General features: G+C 50.1%; 13 protein-coding genes. 6 read left to right on the top strand and 7 right to left on the bottom strand.

The features are described from left to right. Positions 1-10 precede the first annotated feature (10 nt). Entirely contained in the window at positions 11-1000 is a 990-nt protein-coding gene (locus tag B7990_RS10220; protein WP_088640857.1) for a hypothetical protein, read from the top strand. Here B7990_RS10220 and B7990_RS10215 read toward each other — a convergent pair. Both B7990_RS10215 and B7990_RS10210 read right to left on the bottom strand, forming a co-directional pair. Further along, positions 997-2553: an SO_0444 family Cu/Zn efflux transporter gene (locus B7990_RS10215; RefSeq protein ID WP_088640856.1), complete on the bottom strand. Its 1557-nt coding sequence runs from the start codon at positions 2551-2553 to the stop codon at positions 997-999. The genes B7990_RS10220 and B7990_RS10215 overlap by 4 nt on opposite strands. A 2-nt stretch (positions 2554-2555) precedes the next feature. Next, positions 2556-2882: a helix-turn-helix transcriptional regulator gene (locus B7990_RS10210; RefSeq protein ID WP_254917473.1), complete on the bottom strand. Its 327-nt coding sequence runs from the start codon at positions 2880-2882 to the stop codon at positions 2556-2558. 192 nt (positions 2883-3074) lie between these two features. On the opposite strand from B7990_RS10210, the gene B7990_RS10205 reads away from it, so the two are divergent. The 4 genes from B7990_RS10205 to B7990_RS10190 all read left to right on the top strand — a co-directional run bounded on the left by B7990_RS10205 (position 3075) and on the right by B7990_RS10190 (position 11477). Next, a complete protein-coding gene (locus B7990_RS10205) occupies positions 3075-3875 on the top strand; it encodes an outer membrane beta-barrel protein (protein WP_088640855.1) in 801 nt (266 codons plus the stop codon). A gap of 5 nt (positions 3876-3880) precedes the next feature. Beyond that, positions 3881-5572, top strand: coding sequence for an NAD(P)H-hydrate dehydratase (locus tag B7990_RS10200; RefSeq protein ID WP_088640854.1), 1692 nt, complete (start codon positions 3881-3883; stop codon positions 5570-5572). 499 nt (positions 5573-6071) lie between these two features. Then, positions 6072-8990 carry a DNA polymerase I gene (gene polA / locus B7990_RS10195; RefSeq protein ID WP_088640853.1) on the top strand — a complete coding sequence of 973 codons (2919 nt, stop codon included), beginning with the start codon at positions 6072-6074 and terminating at the stop codon, positions 8988-8990. A gap of 396 nt (positions 8991-9386) precedes the next feature. Continuing rightward, positions 9387-11477: a glycoside hydrolase family 5 protein gene (locus B7990_RS10190; protein ID WP_088640852.1), complete on the top strand. Its 2091-nt coding sequence runs from the start codon at positions 9387-9389 to the stop codon at positions 11475-11477. An 84-nt stretch (positions 11478-11561) separates the two neighbouring features. Here B7990_RS10190 and B7990_RS10185 read toward each other — a convergent pair whose 3' ends face one another. From B7990_RS10185 to B7990_RS10160, 5 genes are all read right to left on the bottom strand, one after another. Next, complete coding sequence (locus tag B7990_RS10185) at positions 11562-12824, bottom strand: hypothetical protein (RefSeq protein WP_088640851.1); 1263 nt, start codon at positions 12822-12824, stop codon at positions 11562-11564. Between the two features lies 1 nt (position 12825). Then, the gene (locus B7990_RS10180; RefSeq protein ID WP_088640850.1) at positions 12826-13659 is read right to left on the bottom strand and encodes a TIGR02147 family protein; all 834 of its coding nucleotides are present in this window, start codon (positions 13657-13659) and stop codon (positions 12826-12828) included. A 200-nt stretch (positions 13660-13859) separates the two neighbouring features. Next, complete coding sequence (locus B7990_RS10175) at positions 13860-14879, bottom strand: hypothetical protein (RefSeq protein WP_088640849.1); 1020 nt, start codon at positions 14877-14879, stop codon at positions 13860-13862. 104 nt (positions 14880-14983) lie between these two features. Then, complete coding sequence (locus tag B7990_RS10170) at positions 14984-15946, bottom strand: hypothetical protein (RefSeq protein WP_141099255.1); 963 nt, start codon at positions 15944-15946, stop codon at positions 14984-14986. A 176-nt stretch (positions 15947-16122) separates the two neighbouring features. Further along, positions 16123-18444: an NADP-dependent malic enzyme gene (locus B7990_RS10160; RefSeq protein WP_088640846.1), complete on the bottom strand. Its 2322-nt coding sequence runs from the start codon at positions 18442-18444 to the stop codon at positions 16123-16125. A gap of 165 nt (positions 18445-18609) precedes the next feature. Between B7990_RS10160 and B7990_RS10155 the strand changes: the two genes are divergently transcribed. Continuing rightward, positions 18610-19881, top strand: coding sequence for a pitrilysin family protein (locus B7990_RS10155; RefSeq protein WP_088640845.1), 1272 nt, complete (start codon positions 18610-18612; stop codon positions 19879-19881). Positions 19882-20060 lie beyond the last annotated feature (179 nt).

Below are 20060 nucleotides of genomic sequence, written 5' to 3'. Positions count from 1 at the left end.
GGATGTTGGTATGAAATATTCTCTTCTAGAAAAAGTTTCAGGTGTATTTACGACAGCGGCATTTGTCGCCATAATACTTCCGTTTTCGGCAACGCATTCCTTTGCCGAAGACGAAAAAAAATTCGAGCACACGCTAACCGTTGATGGAGCATACTACCTCAAAAGCAATTACAAAAAAGGTGGCGATCACTTCGCCAAAGTGACCGGCCCATTCGACGGGATTCTCGCCAAAGCAACTTGGGCAACCTCATACACGATCCCCACCCCGCTTGGCGAAGGTGCACTTCTATCCAGCGCCGATGTCGAACTAAAAGGTTCAATGGAATTTTCGCCGCTCACCATCCGCCCAATCGTAACCGTCACATTTTCACCATTGCCGTTCCTCCTTGTTGACGCTGGCGCAAGCATAGGAACCGGCTGGAATTTACTCGGTTTCGAAGGCTTTTGTAAATTCCAGAACAGCAAATACGAAAACCTGACTCCATTCACGCACTACTACCACACGCACTGGCTCGGCGCAACATTCCAGTTCGATACAGGCGCTCTTATCGAAGGCGACTGGACGCACGTCATCCTATACACCTATTACCAAATGATCTATCAGGGAATTACAGGCATAGACAAAGGAACTTTTTGGGCTTGGCAAAACACTGAAGGATATGTAAACGGACTAGGTTACGATTTTACAGCGATGATCGGCTACAAGATGCCCCTATTTGTCGAAATGGTCGGCATCATGGCAAATCTTTACGGGCAATACAGCAAAAAAGACTATGGACAGTTTGCCGATACTTACAATAAATTCATGATAGCCAAACTTCACTTTATCGTAAAGCTCGCCCTGAACGATAAAAATTCTTTGATCGTTTCCACAACAATTTCAAGCCGCAGAAGTTTCTCGACCGAACACACAAAAGGTGAGGAAGAACCTCACCTTGTAAAATCTGGACGCGAATGGTATTTTGATAGAATAGCGCTTAGCTGGAAACGCGAATTTTAAGCGTTAGCAGCTCCGACAAATTCAAAGCCAGCTTCTTCAACAGCCGTTTTCAAAGCGGTCTCGTCGATATCATCGTCGTCGTGCCATTCTACGTGCAACGATTTGCTTGCAACATCGGCTTCAGCAAATACAACCCCATCGAGCGGGCGAACCGCTTTCTCGACACAAGCCTTGCAATGGCTGCAATTCATGCCGTTCACGCGGTAGGTTTTAGAGACCGGCTCGGCATGTTCGTGATGATGCTCATGATGATCGTGTTCACCATGTTCGTGGCATCCACAAGAGTCGCCGCATTCACAGTGATCGTGGTCATCTTCGCAAGAGTCCGCGCACTTGCAGGAATCGCCGCAGCCACAGCCGCAACCGCAATGACCGTCACAGCCCTTATGTGCAAACTTTGCGTACAGCATAAATGCAGCCAAGAGTCCAGCGCAAACGTAATCGAACACGCCTAAAGCCTCGTGTCCATGGCAATCCGCAGCACCTTGCGGGAGCATCGCCGAGAGGAACGTGTCCATAAAGAACGTATCGACGATAAAGCCAAAGAACATCGCGCCAAATGCAATCGAGAACAAGTATGCAGCGAGAGTGCGCTTGCCAAAAGCCTTACCGACCACAAGCATCGAAGCGATACTCGTTGCAGGCCCAGCCATCAAAAGCACAAGGGCTGCCCCCGGAGTAATTCCCTTCGCCACAAGGGCAAGTGCAAGCGGGATGGAACCCGTAGCACACGTGTACATCGGCATTGCCAAAAGCAATACGCAGACCATGCAGAGAATCGGGTATTCACGCAGCGCAAGGAACAGTTCATTCGGAACAAATGCAGAGATCAACGCACCAAGCACAAGACCGATCATGAGCCACTTGCTCACATCGCCCACCATGTTCACAAGGCCATAGCGGAACGTCTCTTTAATCTTTCCCGTGAAGGTCCCTGAGCCTGCCGAAGGGCCGCCGCATTCACAGTGTTCATGGTCATCGTCACAGCAGCAACCGCAATGTTCGTGTTCGTGATGATGACAGCCACATTCGCAATGATCATTGTCGCAATCATCATGGTCGTGGTGATGTTCATGATCGTGATGTTCGTGTTTCACTGCCGAATCAGCATGCACCGCAGCAGCATTTTCTACAGGTTCACCACGCGTTGCAAAGTTCGTCAGAACGCCGCCAAACAGCGCCGTCACAAACGCCGCCACCGGGCGCAAAATAGCGAACGGGAGTCCCAACAGCGAATACGTCGCCAAGATGGAATCCACTCCCGTCGCAGGAGTCGAAATCAAGAAACTCACGCTAGCGCCCTTGCTTGCGCCTTCCTTGCGGATTGCAATCGATGTCGGAATCACACCGCAGCTACAAATCGGAAGCGGGACGCCAAAGATTGCCGCCCAGAGCACCGACGCAAAATTCGACTTTGCAATCTTAGGCACATACAAATGATTCGGCACCCATACATGCAAAATTCCAGCAAGCAAAAAGCCAAGCAAAAGGAATGGAGCCATCTCCGAAAAAAGTGTGATAAATTCCCAGACAAAATCAGTAACAAAATTCATTTTTAGCCCTTCTTCTTATGCAAAATGTGAGCAAGACCCGTATTGAAAATCTCGCCGATATGCTCGTCATCGAGCGAGTAATAAATTTTGCGGCCGTCACGAGTCGGCTTCACAAGATTCGCCGTGCGCAAAATACGCAGCTGGTGGCTCACCACAGACTGTTCAAGGTTCAATTTTTCAGCAATGGCACTCACGGACATCTCGCCCGAAAGGAGCAAGTGAATCACGCGAATGCGCGTCGTATCGCCAAAGAACTTGAAGAATTCAGACAGTTCAAATAGCGTATCGAGCGAAACATTTTGCGTATTCGGTTCTTTATGCATATCCATACCCGTTTTTAATAGTTTAAATACATGAACAACAATTCATATATACATATTTTCATTTAACATGGCAAGGGTCACTTTCCCTCCAAAAAGACTCTTTAGCGTCTATTACGACAACAATGCAACGCCGTCTTTATTATATTTTCATTACAAGTTAGGGGTCAATCATCAGAATTGCCTCAAAAAGGAGTTTTTATGAAGAAATTTGCAACCGTCATTTTGACCGCACTTTGCGCAACAGCCATTGTTTCCGCACAACCAACGACAGCCGCCCCTATCGACGCACAACAAACAGCCCCAGCACAAGCGGCAGCGCCCATCGACGCACAGCCCGCAGCAGATGCACAAACCAACGACGCCATGCCTATCGACGAACAGCCTGTTCCTGCACCTAAGAAAGGCAATATCGGCATCGGCGCAAAAGCTTCATTTATTTTCGGAAATTTCTGGGGATTTAAAGATCTTTCCGACGGTCTAGACGAGCCGAGCGGTTTTGGCGGCGATTTTGGTGCAACACTTCGTTTTGACATCATCGACGGCCTGAACTTCTCTCCAGAAATCGCGTTCCGCTTTTTGAACCTGAACCACGAAGACGAAGAAGATAACCTTTACAGAAGCTACAACCAAATGTTTATCGATCTCGCATTTTTCATGCGCGGATCCATCACAAATACGTTCTATCTTGAAGTCGGTCCACAAATTTCAATCAACGTCCACGGAAGTTACAAGATTGATGGCGGCATGGAATTCGAACATATCGAACAAGCCCCAGTTGAACTTGGCATCAATATCGGCGCGGGATACTATGTTTTAGACAACTTATCCATCGGATTCCGTTGGTACATGGGATTCAACGAAGTTTTCCCCGATGTTAAATATTACTACGATGAAGATTTCAAGCCCGGCAAAGATGACAACAGCAGCTGGTCAACGCTCAATCTCAAGGGCGCCCACACGATGATGTACAAGATAGGTATCACCTACTGGTTCATTTAATCAAAATGCGTTCGCTCCAGTCCTTAAATTTGCAGCCGGTCCTTTCGACCGAAGGCATGCGCAATCTCGACGCTGCGTCAAAAGGATTTTTAGCAAAAAAGACGGCGAGCGATCCTTCAGAAAACGACGTCATCCAAAGCGGATACACGTTAATGCAAGAGGCCGGCCTTGCATTATTCAAGTTCGTGCAATCAAAAGCACTTGCGCCCATCGCCATTTTTATCGGTAGCGGGAACAACGGCGGAGACGGGCTTGTACTTGCAAAACTTCTTTTGCAAGGCGGGATCCAAAGTACAGTTTTTAGCCTTGCTCCAGAAAGCAAATTCAAGAACGAAGCCAAATTAGCGCTTGACGATTTTTTGCAGGCAGGCGGTTCTCTTTTTGACTTCAAGAAGATCAACGAAGAACCCAGGCAAGCATCGCTCCTTTTGCACGACGGTTTCAAGCTCATCGTCGATTGCATGCTCGGAAACGGCGCTAAAGGCGAACTTCGCCTGGAATTTGCAACAGCCGTAGAAATCATCAGCGAAAGCATGCTTCCTGTCATTGCCGCAGATGCGCCCACAGGTTACGATTCAGGAGCGCATGTTCGCAATGACATTTGCATTCACGCGAACGAAACCATGCTGTTCGGATTCCCGCGTTTGGACGCCTACACTAAAGAAGGTGGCCCCGCATTCGGAAAAGCAGTTGTCGCCCCGCTAAGCTATCCTGACAAAGTCGTCCTGCAATTTGACGAAAAGAATTACCTCGTCACAGAAGAAGCAATTCCGCAACTTTTGCCCAAGCGCGATGAATGGGGCGACAAGCGAAATCAAGGAACAGCGTTCATCATCGCAGGTTCCAAAGACATGCCGGGCGCAGCAGCGCTTTGCACAGAAGCCGCGCTCCGCAGCGGCGCGGGATTAGTTACGCTTGCAACAACGGAAGCGATTGCGCCGATTATCCAGACTAAGCTTTCAGAACCAGTTTTTTGCAGTCTTGAAGATAGGGCAAACGACGAAAATTCCGAGAATCACGGGACTTTGCAGCAAGAGCACATTCCGACATTGCTAAAACGCGCAAAATACGCAAGCGCAATTGCCATTGGCCCCGGGCTTTCGACAAACGCAGGCACGGTACAAGCCGTTCTCGCATTACTCCCGCAGCTCAAGGCGCCAACAGTCATTGATGCCGATGCCTTGAATGCAATTGCAATGTTGGACGACACAAGCCCCAGATACGGCATGGTACATCACGACGAGAAGTCGAAAATTCAGGCCGTCATCGAATACCTGCACAATTTGCAATCGCCAGCAATCTTGACGCCACACGTGCGAGAATTTGCAAGACTCTTCGGAGAACTTCCTGCCAACTGCTGTGAAACCCCAAGCCGTTTAAGAGAAATCGCTCAAAGTACAGATAAAGTCATTTTGCTAAAAGGCGCTCCAACATATATTGCCTCGCCAGACGGGAATGTCTATATCATTCCTGTTGCAAATTCTGGAATGGCTAAAGGCGGGAGCGGAGATGTGCTTTCGGGAATTATCGTAGCACTCCTCGCACAAGGTTTGGCGACTCCCGAAGCAGCCATACTCGGCGCACTTTTGCACCAGAAAGCAGGCCGCATCACGCGCGAAGAACTCGGCGCATTCAGCATGCTCCCCAGCGATGTGATCAAGAATCTGCACAAAGCGTTTGTACAAAATCGTGTTTAAACAAAAAAATTGAAATTTGAGCAAATTTTACGTCAAAAAGCCACAGAAGCATAAGATATTTACGTAAAATTCAAAATAAATTAACAAAATTTCAGATACAATCCTCCATTTTTCCAATTTTTAGAATCATTTCAAAACAATCAAACACCATTTTCAGCCATTTTACGGACAAAACATTAACCAAAAACTAAGTTTCAGGCAAAAACATTGCAGACAACATCACAAATTTACGTCAAACAAACGCAAATCAAGCTTTTTTGACGTAAATTTCGCCATTTTTCAAAAATTTGAGTTTATCGCAGCCTTTCACAACACTCGCAAGCCCATTTCTCCTACAATTTCCTGTCTACTGCCTACAAATTTCACTCCGAGCAAACCGCTTCGGCTCGGTTATACAGGCAAGCAAGTTCACGAGCGCAACACCCACAAGCACTTTTCTCTCACAATTTCCTGCCTACTTCCTACTTCCTACTACCTACTAATTTCTACATTCCCCAGTATGGCAGAAAAGACTTTACTACTTCTCGATTCTTTCGCACTCGCGTTCCGCATGTTCTACGCATACAGCCAGAACCCGCTCGTCAACAGCAAGGGCGAAGACGTTTCCATGATGCACGGCTACTGGGGTGCAGTCCTCCGCATTTTGGCAAAGCACAAGCCCACGCATTTTGCGATTGCACGCGATGTCGCGCACACAAAGACTTTCCGCCACGAACTTTATCCGGACTACAAGGCCAATCGCGGCCCCATGCCCGAAGAAATGGCGGCACAAATGCCGCTTCTCTGCGAATCGATGGAAGCAAGCGGCATCCCACTTTTGTCAGAACCGGGCTACGAAGCCGACGACGTGATGGCGAGCGCTGCCGAAGCCGCCGTCAAAGCCGGTTTTGACCACGTCGTGATTATCAGCAAAGACAAGGACATGTCGCAAATCGTGACCGACAAGATCCACCTTTTCCACTTGGAAAAAGGCGCCGACGGCATCGATTTTGGACCACAGCAAGTCCTCGAAAAATACGGCATTCCGCCTGAAAAAATCCGCGACTACCTCGCCCTCATGGGAGACTCGAGCGATAACGTTCCAGGAGTCCCGAAAGTCGGCCCCAAGACCGCCATCCAGCTGTTGACCGAATACGGCGACATGGACAACATTTACGCAAACCTCGACAACATCAAGAAGAAAGGTTTGCACGACAACCTCGCGAACAACAAGGAACAGGCGTTCCTCAGCCGCGAACTTGTGACGCTACAGACAAAGCGCGCCTACCACGGCAATCTCGATGCACTCGAATTCTGCGGCATCCACAGCGACACGCTCGAAAACATTTTCAGGGAACACGAAATCAACAGCCTCATCCGCTTGCTCGAAAACGTTCCGAGCAAGACTGGTTTTGTACGCAACGACGATTCCGACGACTCAGCGACGGGGGCCGAGAACAACAAGGTTGGTGAGCCTGCCGAACCACCCGCCGACATTCCGCCCACCTACATCTGCGTTGACAACGAAGAAACATTCGAGCAAATGAAGAAGGAATTCGACAAGGCGACCGAAATCGGCATCGACACCGAAACCGACGGACTCGATCCGATGCAATGCAGCATTGTGGGGCTTTGCCTTGCCGCAGCCGCAAAAGATGGCTGCGTTCCCAAGGGCTACTACATTCCGCTCGGGCATACCGATGACATTGGATTCCCGTACCCTGCCGGCAAAGGCGGCAACTTCGACTTCAACGCCACCCAAAAGTGGTTCATCGAATTTTGGAACGATTCTTGCTCACTCCCCGCCAGCAGTTCCAAGCAACACGGCGGCAGTTCAAAAAGCGCGGACTCTTGCAATAGCGACGTGATTATTGAAGCATGCAAGCGTTCCCTCGTTTTCCACAACGCGAAATTCGACTTGCACGTTCTCGCCCGCACCTTCGGACTCACGCAAAAGCAAATCGATTCCGCAAACATTGTCGATACGCTCATTGCCGCGTGGATGCTCTCGCCCGGCCAAACCGGGCTCGGCCTCGACAATCAGGTGATGCAACTTTTGCAGCACGAGATGATTCCGATTGAAAACCTCATCGGACGCGGCAAGAATCAAATCACGTTCAACCGCACCCCCATCAAGGACGCCACCGAATACGGCGCCGAAGACGCCGTCTACACGCTCCGCCTCTGGGCTCCGCTCCGCATGAAGCTCCAGAAGTACGACTACGAAAAGTACTTCTTCAGCCAAGAAATGCCGCTCCTCAAGGTGCTTTACCAGATGGAAGGCGTCGGCGCATTTGTCGATACCAAGATTCTCAAGAAGCTCGAAACCGATTTGCAGCACCGCATCGAAAAGCTCGAAAAAGAAATCTGCGACATGGCGGGTTGCGAGTTCAACATCGGTTCGCCCAAGCAACTCGGCGAAGTGCTCTTTGACACGCTCGGCCTCCCCGAAATCAAAAAGCGCAGCACCGATGCAGCCGTCCTCGAAGAACTCAGCTTCCGCAGTGCACACCCCATTGTCTTTGCGGTCATCGAATACCGCGAACTCAAGAAGATGCAGAGCACCTACGTTTCTGTGCTCCCGACGCTTGTGAATCCGGACACGAAGCGCATCCACACGAGCTTTATCCAGTGGGGTACCGCGACAGGCCGCCTTTCGAGCCGCGACCCGAACTTGCAAAACATCCCCGTCCGTAGCGATCTCGGCAAGCAAATCCGTGCCGCATTCGTACCGCAGAACCCGAACAACGTGATTCTCGCAGTGGACTACTCGCAGATTGAGCTCCGCATGCTCGCCCACCTGAGCGGGGACGTTGCCCTCATCGAAAGCTACAAGGAAGGCATCGACATCCACGCCCGCACGGCCGCCGCCATCAACCGCGTCAGCCTCGAAGACGTGACCGCCGACATGCGACGCGACGCGAAGGTCGTGAACTTCGGCGTGCTCTACGGCATGACCGCCTTCCGCCTCTCCCGCGATTTGAAAATTCCAATGGCACAGGCCAAGAGCTTTATCGACGGCTACTTCGAAATGTACCAGGGCGTACAAAAGTTCATTGACGACACTAAGGCAGCCGCCCACCGCGACGGCTACGTCGAAACGCTTTCGGGCCGCCGCCGCTACATCGCAGGCATTGACAGTTCCGACCGCATGGAATCGCAAATGGCCGAGCGCATGGCCGTGAACACCCCCGTGCAGGGCAGCGCTGCCGACCTCATCAAGATTGCCATGATTCGCATCCAAAAACGCATCAACGATGAGAACCTCCCGCTCCGCATGATGCTCCAGGTGCACGACGAACTCGTGTTCGAGTGCCCGAAGGATCAAGTCGAAGAGCTATCTGCCATGGTCAAGTCCGAAATGGAGGGCGCCATGGAACTTAAAGTTCCACTCGTCGCGAGCGTCGGATTCGGCAAAAACTGGCTCGAAGCACATTAAAAGACCGTTCGGCTCAAATTCACTCGAAATATTCCTTCATCGCCTCGCTCTCGTCAACACGACCCGTTTATACGGGTCGCTTTTGACTCACAGAACCGTTCGGCTCCCGCGCCGATCTCATGTTCTCAAAAAAAGTTCTCAGACAGACGTGATTTAGACCACGTTTGTTCTTACAAACATGCTATTTATTTCTATGTAAATAATTTTTCTGTTGCGATTTCAATCGCTTTCAAGTATATTATAAAGCGAAATACGGGTGTATTCTCGCGTGTATGAGAAAAAGGGATGCTTGAGATCAGGTTACAACGCCCAATTATGTTCTCAAAAAATTTCTAAAATCATAAAAATTCCAGCGAAACGGCACCCAATCACAAGTCTCAACAAGGAGTCTTAGACATGAGATTGAACACCTTTGGCATCGCCGCTAGCTCGATCCTTCTGGCCGCAGCTTCGGCATTTGCTCTTCCCAAGGCAACCGAAATTTATCCTCTGATGGGTCTCGGCTACAACATCGGAAACACGATGGAAGTTCCTGAAAATCCGACCCTTTGGGGCAACCCGTTCCCGGACGCCGCTTACGTGAAGGCAATCAAGGACGCTGGTTTTACGACCGTGCGTATTCCTTGCGCTTGGGACTCCCACGCCTCCAACGGCACCATCAACGCTGGCTGGCTCGACTCCGTGAAGACGGTCGTGGACCTCGTCATCAACAACGGCATGTACGCCATTTTGAACAGCCACTGGGACGGCGGCTGGCTCGAAGACCACGTCTTTGACGGCGAAGGCTACGACAAGACCGGCCTCGTAAACAGCTCTGCAGACGCAGTCGCCGCCAAGCAGGAATCTTACTGGACCCAAATCGCCACCAAGTTCGCCGCTTACGACGAACACCTCATTTTCGCTTCCGCTAACGAACCGGGCGTAAACGACCCGTGGAACGGCGGTGCCGACAACGGCCAGTGGGCATTCGACGCCACCCGTATGCAGGTCCTCAAGAAATTCCATGAAGCCTGCCTCAAGGCTGTGCGCGCCACCGGCGGCAACAACGCCACCCGTATCGTGGTTGTGCAGTCCCCGCGTACCGAAATTGACAAGGCTCCGCTCCTCTCTGAACTTTACCCGGTTGACCCGGCTGGCGAAGGCTACACCATGGCCGAAGTCCACTTCTATCCCTATCAGTTCTCCTTGATGACTAGCGGTGACGAAGACTGGGGCAAGATGTTCTACTACTGGGAAGACCAGACTCCAGGTAACGACGCAGCCCACACATGCTCCGGCTCGGCTCTCGGCTCCAAGAAATCCATCGACCAGCTCTTCAGCGGCCTCAAGACTCGCTTCTACGATAAGGGCATCCCGGTCGTGATCGGCGAAATGGGTGCCGTCAAGCGTCTCGACGAACTTTCCGGCAACAATCTTAAAACCCACCTGAAGGCTCGCGCCGCTTGGTACGGCTACACGGTCGCAGCAGCAAAGAAGAACGGCCTCGTCCCTTGCGTGTGGGATACCGGCGATGAAGGCAACGGCAACTTCACCATTATCCGCCGCCAGACCAACAAGTACCAGGGTAAAGTCGGCGACATCACCGATTACGAAACCCTCAACGCCATGCGCGAAGCTTACGACCTCGCCGCAATTCCGGGCAATTCCATCGACTCCACCATCAAGGAAAACCCAGAAATCACCGACGGCAACAACGCCCTCCACATCATTTACAAGACCGTACAGTCCGACTCTAGCGAAGCAGGCACCATGCGTATCGACGTCAACAAGAGCTGGAGCCAGTACGTAGCCATCTCCTTCGACATGCGAGTCGCAGGCGAATCCGCAGGCCCGTGCTTGGACGCAACCCGCGATGGCTGCGGCGAATACGGCTGGGCAAGCGTTTCCCTCTTCAACATGTCCGGCAGCTGGGACTGGAAGGAAATCAGCCTCGGTAACGTCGATGACCTCGGAACCTTCAAGAATTACAAGATCGAATTCGGCGACGGCGACGATCAGCTCGCCTTCACGGACCTTTCCAAGGTTAATGCCATCGGCATCAACGTTTACGGCACACAATTCACTGGCGACATGTACCTCGACAACATCCTCCTCTGGAAGGCCGACGGCACCGCAGACACACTCCAGAACTTCAACACCAAGAAGCCGAAGCTGGAAGGTATCGCCAAGGGCGAACTCATCCCGGCAAACGCAAATGGCGACTGGGGCAAGGGTTCCATCGGAATCTGCATGCCGCGCGCTGTCGCCGCATCCAGAATGCTCGTAAACGTGCAGCCGGGTACAGTGAAGGCCACCTTCAACACCAACAAGGCTACACGCGGTACCGCAACGCTCATGAACAGCATGGGTCAGATTATCGCTCAGCAAAGCTTCAACGCAAAGGCCGGCGCAAACGAAGTCCAGCTGAATACAAGCGCTCGCGGCGCAGCAGTCCTCATCGTCAAGATGGGCAGCCAGAAGAGCGTTAAGCAGATCAAGCTCCGCTAAGAAACTAATTCTCCTGTTGTTTGGAAAAGGACCCGGCTTTCGCCGGGTCCTTTTGTTGTCCTCCTCCCCAAGGAGTTTAAAAAATCATTTAGAGCTTTGCAGCAAGCCAGAAAGCATTACCGGAAGGTCATCTGAACTGACACAATTATCTTTTCCAAACTGGCCTATCGGCAATGTAATTGACGTTCTATCGCCAAGCAAATTTTTCGGCATACGGTTTAAGTTAAACTTCAATGTCAAAAATTCTTTCGACTTATAAGCAAGACACATCTCTTCCCAATTCAAGTTTTCTACCGAAACAGGCTTTTCAACCCCATCCTTCAGCTGAAACAGGCGAACAGACGCATCAGGCTCATTATCCTCAAAATTGTGCTTCAGATAGAGAGCTTCGTCATCCATGCTCCAGAACCACGGACCTTCCGTTTCATCACCAGTCACCCCGCTAAGCAATGAATCCAGTACCGAATCAAGAGCCTCATAGACTAGATCTCCAGAACGGCGCTTTACGTCAACCGAGTCCGTTTTATCGCCATCCCCGCCAATCGAGCCTCGGCGATCCTCAGAATCATCAACAGGAGGCTGCAGATAACCATAGTCAAAAGAAACCCCGGACAAAGTCCTTACAGACTTGATGTTAAACTTATACCCGCCTTCAATCGCCTGGAATTTAAACCGAACAGCAACGAGTTGCTTTGCAGCCTTCGCGCCAGCGTTTCCCTTCCAGTACGCAGGGACATTCGCCCTCGCCCAAGATGGTATCAAGAAATCATCCCAGCTCAAGCATTTCGAAACAACAGCCCCATCGTACGTTTTAGGCAACGCAGCAGCAGGCTGACCGTAACCAAGGGATTCATTCACTTCTTCGCCCAGATCCAGCTCCAGCGTAGGACTTGCATCAGACGAATAGGAAACGCAGATGCCACCCCAATTCGAGACATCTACCGGCACAGATTCGCCAATTTCATTATTTGCCAGAACGAATCCAAGCGATACAAACGGATGGTAATACAAATCACCCGTTTTCAAAACAGCCGTTCCGCAAATACCGCTGCAAGTCTCGATAATAGGAGCCAAAGGATCTGCACCATCACCTGGGGCAACAGGCCATTCAATCATCGAAAGGCCGCCATCCTCAACATCAGTCTGTACTTCCCAGAACCAGTGACCATTTTCAACAGCACCTTTCGGCCATGTCGTAGCATAAACGGCCGTATTGACAGCCAGGTCACCCGCCTCAGGATTCCACAAAACACCGCCTCCCGTAAAAGTATTCGGTTCCGTAGAAGTCCCAGAACAACCCAAGGCAAGAGCCACCACGCCACACACCAAGTACAGTTTTTTCAACATCCTAAGCCTCCTCGTTTTTTACCACTTCTTTTGAAAGCGGGAAAAACTGTAAATTCAATCTATAGACCTGCCTAATGTCGCTACATTCTTCAGCAATAGCCACAATCCGTTTACGGCACTCATCCAGCTCGTGGACAATACGTTCATAAGTTTGGCGATTGACACCCATGGTAATGCCCGTAACATTGCGTTCATTCGTCGCAAAACGGTCTAGAGAATCTATAGCAAGGTATCCCATCTGGCGGTGCATCGACCGTATCGCAATCGGAAGCCCTTCTTTGGAGCCTTCCACGGACTTTTCCGTTTGCTTGTAGACATTTTCATCAACTTGTTTGAGAAAACCCTTATGTTCCAGGAACTGCAACGACTTACGGACTTCCTGTGCAGAAATTTCCTGAGTACAGACTTTTGCAATATCGGCCGGCAAGGCGCCCGGCATCAAAGGCGCCAATTCTCGTACTACAGGATTTTTCCAGCTGTCATAAAATTCAAACGCATCCTTATCGATAATTCGAACCTTATGTTCAAACACCATCGATTGCATTTGATCTAAAAACACTTTCTTAGCTTCATCTGTTTTCGCATTACCGAACTGGACCATGGCTTCGAAATACCGCACTTCAAAACCGACAAGTCCGATGGCTTCAGCAACACGGCCCATCGTAGCCTTACTCAGTTTGGTTTTATTTTCACAAACCATCTTAAGGTACGAAGGCGAAACAAAACCGGCAATCTTTGCAAATTCACGCCACGAAAACGCCGAAGTACGCTTACGCTCTTCATAGTAGTCGCCCAAATAAGCGTGATAATCCTGATATTCAATTATCGGTTTCATACAAGTAAAATATATACTCGTCAAAACCGTCAGTCAATATTTTATAGTACATTATTTGTTATTTTACATCAAAATAAGCAAATTCACCCTAACACAGAAAACTTCTTCATACTATATAGTACACCCTGTACTGTATACGGAAATCGCCGCAGTTTTACCCGCGGCGTTTCTCGAAAAAGACATTTACAATCCACTAACGGCTAGTCAGAACCTGCGGCATAGAAAGCGGCCCCCGAATTATAAGCAGATATTGTCGTTATATAAAACTTATAGCCGCCATTTTTGGGTTTTTCCTGTAATCTAATCCTCACGCCAACAAGCTGCTTAGCAGCCTTAGCCCCCGTATCATCCTTCCAACCACGATCATCACCATTAAACCAGGACGGAATTCTAAAGGAACTCCACGGAATGCATTTTGACGTTACCGAAGACACTTTCGTCAGCCCTGCTGACGGCACTGCATAATTCAGCACTTTCGTATTGACGGAATCTCCCAAATCCAATTCTAGCGAAGGCGAAACTTCAGACATATAAGAAATGCAAATACCACCCCAGTTCGAAACATCAACAGGAACCGAATTGCCAGAGCCATCCCTCGCAAGCGTAAAGCCAATCGATACAAAAGGATTATACGTCAATGATCCCTTATCCAAAGCCGCCGTTCCACAGATTCCATAACATGAATCCTTAACCGCAGCCATCGTATCAATGCCATCAACAAATTCCACCGGCCAAACGATAGACGATTTTCCACCGTCCTCGCCGTCCGTTTCCATAATGCGCCAAACACCATCGGCAACTACATTTTTCGGCCACGAAGATTCAGCACATGTCTCAACAGGTACGCGCACCCCCTCCTCCGGATCATTACCAAACCAGATTAAACCACGACACTCACTGACAGAAGATTTGGCAATTGAGCTAGACGAAGGATCGGACTGCAAACTAGACGAAGAATTATCCTGCGAACTAGAAGAAACTTCATCGCTAGAAGAAAGTTCAAATGACGAACTGGAGGATTCAGCAATGGCTGAGCTCGAGGATTCAACAGTTACCGAACTCGACGACTCCTCTACAATAGAGCTTGAGGACTGCTCAATTACAGAACTAGAAGAATCACCCGCAATCGGGTCAATCACATTTGCGCCATTATCATCAGCACAGGCAATAAGGGCAAGCGCCGAAAAGCCAACCAAGCCCCCAAAAAAGTTCTTTTTCAAACCACGCCTCCTTTTATGCATTTAATATACATAAAAAGAGAACAAACGAATTAAACAAATTCATTCTTAGACAAAATAGCGCAAAAAAAACACCAAACTGGACCTTAGTAACAGGACCACGAATTATAAGCGCATATTGAGATAACATTAAACTTATAGTTTCCAGATGAAGTCTGTAACCTAAATTTCACGCCGACAAGCCGCTTTGCCGCCTTAGTCCCCGTATCTTCCTTCCAACCTTGATCATCACCTCTAAACCAGGACGGAATTTTAAAATCACTCCACTGAATGCATTTATACTGCACAGTAGAAGCTTTCGACAAACCCGCGCCAGGCACAGCACCTTCCAGTACTTCCACAACAGAATCGTCCAAATCCAATTCTAGCGAAGGCGGAATATCAGACGTATAATGGATACAAATACCACCCCAGTTCGACACATCGACAGGAACAGGATTGCCCGAACTATCCCTCGCAAGCGTAAAGCCGACCGACACAAATGGCTGATACGGCAATGACCCCTTATCCAAAGCAGCCGTACCGCAGATACCAGAACAGTGCTCCTCGATTGCCAAAATTGAATCAACACCATCTGTAAATTCCACCGGCCAAACGACAGACGATTTTCCGCCATCCTTGTTATCTGTTTCCGCGTACCAACGGCCATCGGCAACAACATTTTGGGGCCACGAAGATCCAGCACACTCTTCAACAGGAACACGATTTGTACCTTCTAGACCAAACCATATCATACCATGGCACTCGCTGGATGAAGACACCGCAATCGAACTAGACGAAGGTTTGGTAATCGAACTGGAGGAAGAATTCACAAATGAGCTTGAAGAAACTTCACCGCTAGACGAAAGAACAAAAGACGAACTCGAAGATTCAACAATCGCCGAACTCGACGACTCCTCTACAATAGAGCTTGAAGACTGCTCAACTACAGAACTGGAAGAATCTCCTGCAACCGGGTCAATCACAACAATTGGGCTATTATCACCCGAACAGGCAATAAGTGCAAGCGCCGTAAAAGCAGCCAAGCCACAAAAAAAGTTCTTTTTCATTCCAAGCCCCCTTTTATGCACTTAATATATACAAAAAGCAGTACAAGCGAATCAAACAAATTCATTCTTAGACAAAATAGCGCAATTTTATCAAAAAAAATCACCGCAGTTTTACCCGCGGCGACTTTTAAAGAGCTAAGAGATGCGCCCGCGCTGTGGCGAACGAAAATCGCGACTTACCAGATCTTGTCGAACTTCTTCTTGTTCTTTTCTTCGTCCTTCTTTTCCTGAACGATGGCGTCGATGACGGCGGCAACGGTCAAGTTGAAGATATCGTGAACAGAAGCGTCGGAGTCGGTGAAGTGCACCGGCTTGTTAAGGCCCATCTGCACAGGACCGATAGATTCGCCAACGCCCATTTCGAGGAGCATCTTGCAAGTGGTATTTGCAGAAGAGAGGCACGGGAAGATGAGCGTGTTCACAGTCTGGCCCTTGATCTTGTTGAACGGATACTTCGTATCGCGAAGATCCTTGTCGAGAGCCACATTCACCTGCATTTCGCCATCGAGAACGTAGTCCGGATACTGTTCGTGAATCGTCTTCACGGCTTCGCGGACCTTGTTCACAGTGCCGCGAGCAGCTTCCTTATCAGAACCGAAGTTTGCGTAGCTGAGCATAGCCATCACCGGTTCGTGAGCGAAGAAGCGGACAGCGTCGTGCGTGAGCTTTACGATATCCACGAGCGTTTCGGCATCAGGATCGCGGTTCACGAGCGTATCGGCGAGGAAGAACGTACCCTTCTTAGTGCTGAGGATATGCATAGCACCGAAGTGCTTGTATTCCGGACGGATACCGATAATTTCCTTAGCAAGTTCAATCGTTTCGGAGTACTTGGAATAGCCACCGGAAATAAGCGCATCGGCATCGCCGACCTTCACCATCATCATACCGAAGTGGTTCGGTTCAAACATGTCGTCACGTGCTTCTTCGAAGGTCACGCCATTGCGGCCGTTTTCTTCAGCGTAAATTGCAGCGTAGTTGCGGCGGCGTTCGAATTCTTCCGGAGAACGCGGGTTCACAATCTTGATGCCCGTGAGATCGAGCTGTTCGCGCTGGGCAATCATCTGGATGCGTTCCGGGTTGCCAAGCATAATCGGGTGTGCAATGCCTTCGGCCTGAGCCTGGACAGCAGCCTTGAGCATGTTGAGGTTGCTTTCGGCAAACACGACGCGCTTCGGGTTGCTGCGGGCGGTATCGCTGAACTGACGGATGAGCTTGTTGTCATAACCCATCATGTCGCGGAGGCGATCGTAGTAAGCGTCCCAATCGGTAATCGGCTTGCGGGCCACGCCACTTTCAATAGCAGCCTTGGCAACAGCGATAGAAACTTCCGTAAGGAGGCGCGGATCCAAGGGCTTCGGAATCAAGTATTCCTTGCCGAACGTGAAACGCTGTGCGTTGTATGCAATGTTCACCACATCCGGAACCGGCTTGTGAGCGAGAGCGGCAATCGCGCGGACAGCGGCGTGCTTCATATGTTCGTTGATCGTCGTTGCACGAACGTCGAGAGCACCACGGAAGATGTACGGGAAACCGATAACGTTGTTCACCTGGTTCGGATAGTCGCTACGGCCCGTTGCAAAGATGAGGTCGCCACGGCTTGCCATAGCTTCTTCGTAGCTGATTTCCGGAGTCGGGTTTGCAAGAGCAAAGACAATCGGCTGGTCGGCCATGCTGCGGACCATTTCGCGAGTGAGGATGTTACCCTTGGAGAGGCCGACGAACACGTCTGCGCCCTTCATGGCGTCTTCGAGCGTTTCGATGTCGGTGCGTTCCGTTGCAAAGAAAGCCTTTGCTTCGGTGAGACCCTTGCGGTCCTTGCGGATAACGCCCTTGCTATCGCACATCACAAGATTTTCTTTCTTGAGACCGAGAGACAGATAAAGTCTCGTGCAAGCGCAAGCGGCAGCGCCAGCGCCGTTCACAACCATCTTCACGTTGCGAATGCTCTTGCCTGCAACTTCGATAGCATTCAAGAGACCAGCGGAAGAAATGATAGCCGTACCGTGCTGGTCATCGTGCATCACCGGAATATCAAGTTCAGCCTTGAGCGTGTCTTCGATTTCGAAGCATTCCGGAGCCTTGATATCTTCGAGGTTGATGCCGCCGAACGTCGGGGCAATGCCCTTCACAATTTCGATAAACTTCTTCGGATCCTTTTCGTTGATTTCGATGTCGAACACGTCAATGCCCGCATAAATCTTGAAAAGCAAGGCCTTGCCTTCCATCACCGGCTTACCAGCGAGTGCGCCAATATCGCCGAGACCAAGCACAGCCGTACCGTTACTGATCACAGCGACGAGGTTGCCCTTGCCCGTGTATTCGTAAGCGAGGTTCTGGTCTTTTTCAATTTCAAGACACGGTGAAGCCACACCCGGCGTGTATGCAAGGCCCAAGTCCGTCTGTGTGCTGTGCGGCTTGGTGGGCACGATTTCGATCTTGCCCGGCTTGCCCATGGAATGGTATTGAAGAGCCATTTCCTTTAAGTCTTTTCCCATTTCGTTCTCCTGTGAATCATTTTTTACGTTGCAGAATTTAGAAAAATTTACACAGCATTGAAAGGGTGCCAAAAATGTGTTTTTTGTTACATTTTAACCCAAAATTGCTATCGTTAAGCCGCAAACGCAACTTACAGCTCCCATAAGACGCGCGTATTACAAAAAATGAAACAAAACATCAAACAGACTGTCCTCGAAAACGGAATTACCATTTTAACGGATTACATGCCGCACGCCTATTCTGCAGCCGTCGGCGTCTGGGTTCCGCGCGGGAGCCGCCACGAAGCACACGATGAATTCGGGCTCAGCCATTTTTACGAGCACCTCGTTTTCAAGGGAACAGAAAACCGCACCGCACTCGAAATTGCACACGCCATCGAAGACCGCGGCGGGAATCTCGAAGCATACACAACACGCCAGGAGACGGGCTTTTACGCGCAAGTCGAAAGCAGCGACATGCCGCTTGCCATTGACGTGATTTCGGACATGCTCATGCACCCGCGCTTTGACAAGAAAGAAATGGAAAAGGAGCGCCACGTCATCATCGAGGAAGTCCACAGCTACGACGACATTCCCGAAGAACTTGTAGGCGACGTTTTTAACGCCATCCATTTTAAAGGCTGCGGCATTGCGCATTCCATCACCGGGAACGTGAAGCAAGTCCAGTCGCTCACGCGCAAACAGATGCTAAAGTACGGGCACCAGGTCACTGACGAAATTCCGCTCTACGTCTGCGCCTCGGGCAAGGTCAAGCACGAAGAACTAGTAGAACTTTGTGCTCAAAAGTTTGAACAAAAAAAGATTAACGGAACTATTCCGGAAGATATTTACACATCTCATCAGAGCGTCAAGATTGTTCAAAAAAGCGACATCACACAATCAAACCTTTTCTGGGGACTGAGTTTTGACCGTTCGCTGATGAACGACCGCGACCGTTGCGCTTTTTCGCTTTTCAACGTAGCGATGGGCGCCGGCATGGCTTCACGCCTGTTCCAGAAAATCCGCGAAGACAAGGGCCTTGCCTATTCTGTATATTCCACCGCCGACCTTTACAAGGACTGCGTGGACTGGGGCGTTGCCCTTGCGACCGAACCGCACCAGCTCAAGACTGCACTTGCGCTTTCCATCGCCGAAGTCAAGAAGTTCCTGCGCCACGGGTTCATCAAGGATGAGTTCGAACGCACCAAGACGAACATCCTCGGCGGGCTGCATCTCGGCGCCGACAGCCCCGAGAAGCGAGTGTTGCGCATGGCGGAACAGACGCTCCACCTCGGCGAATTCCACACGATGGAAGATGTCGAAAAGAAAATCCACGCCATCACCGAAGACGAAGTCCTTGCGACCGTCAACCGCCTACTCAGCACAGCAAAATATTCCATCGCCGTCGTTGAACCCAAAAGCAAAAAGAAAACCGTCCTCGACGTGGATTTCTTTTAAAACAACTTGTCATGCCCGACGACGCTTGTCATGCCCGCCTCCGAGTTCTTTGATCACTTAGTGCTTTGACGCTTTGCGTCAGCTTCTTCGGCTCAATCATGACAGTCTGCAAGCAGCCTGTCGCGACACTCGCCTTGAATGCTACTAGCACATATGTGAGCATGATCCGCGTATGGGGA

Origin of the sequence: Fibrobacter sp. UWB4 (assembly GCF_002210345.1) — a bacterium.
Taxonomy (GTDB): domain Bacteria; phylum Fibrobacterota; class Fibrobacteria; order Fibrobacterales; family Fibrobacteraceae; genus Fibrobacter.
The sequence above is the reverse complement of the archived record's forward strand: the minus strand, read 5'-3'. Positions and strand labels throughout refer to the sequence as shown.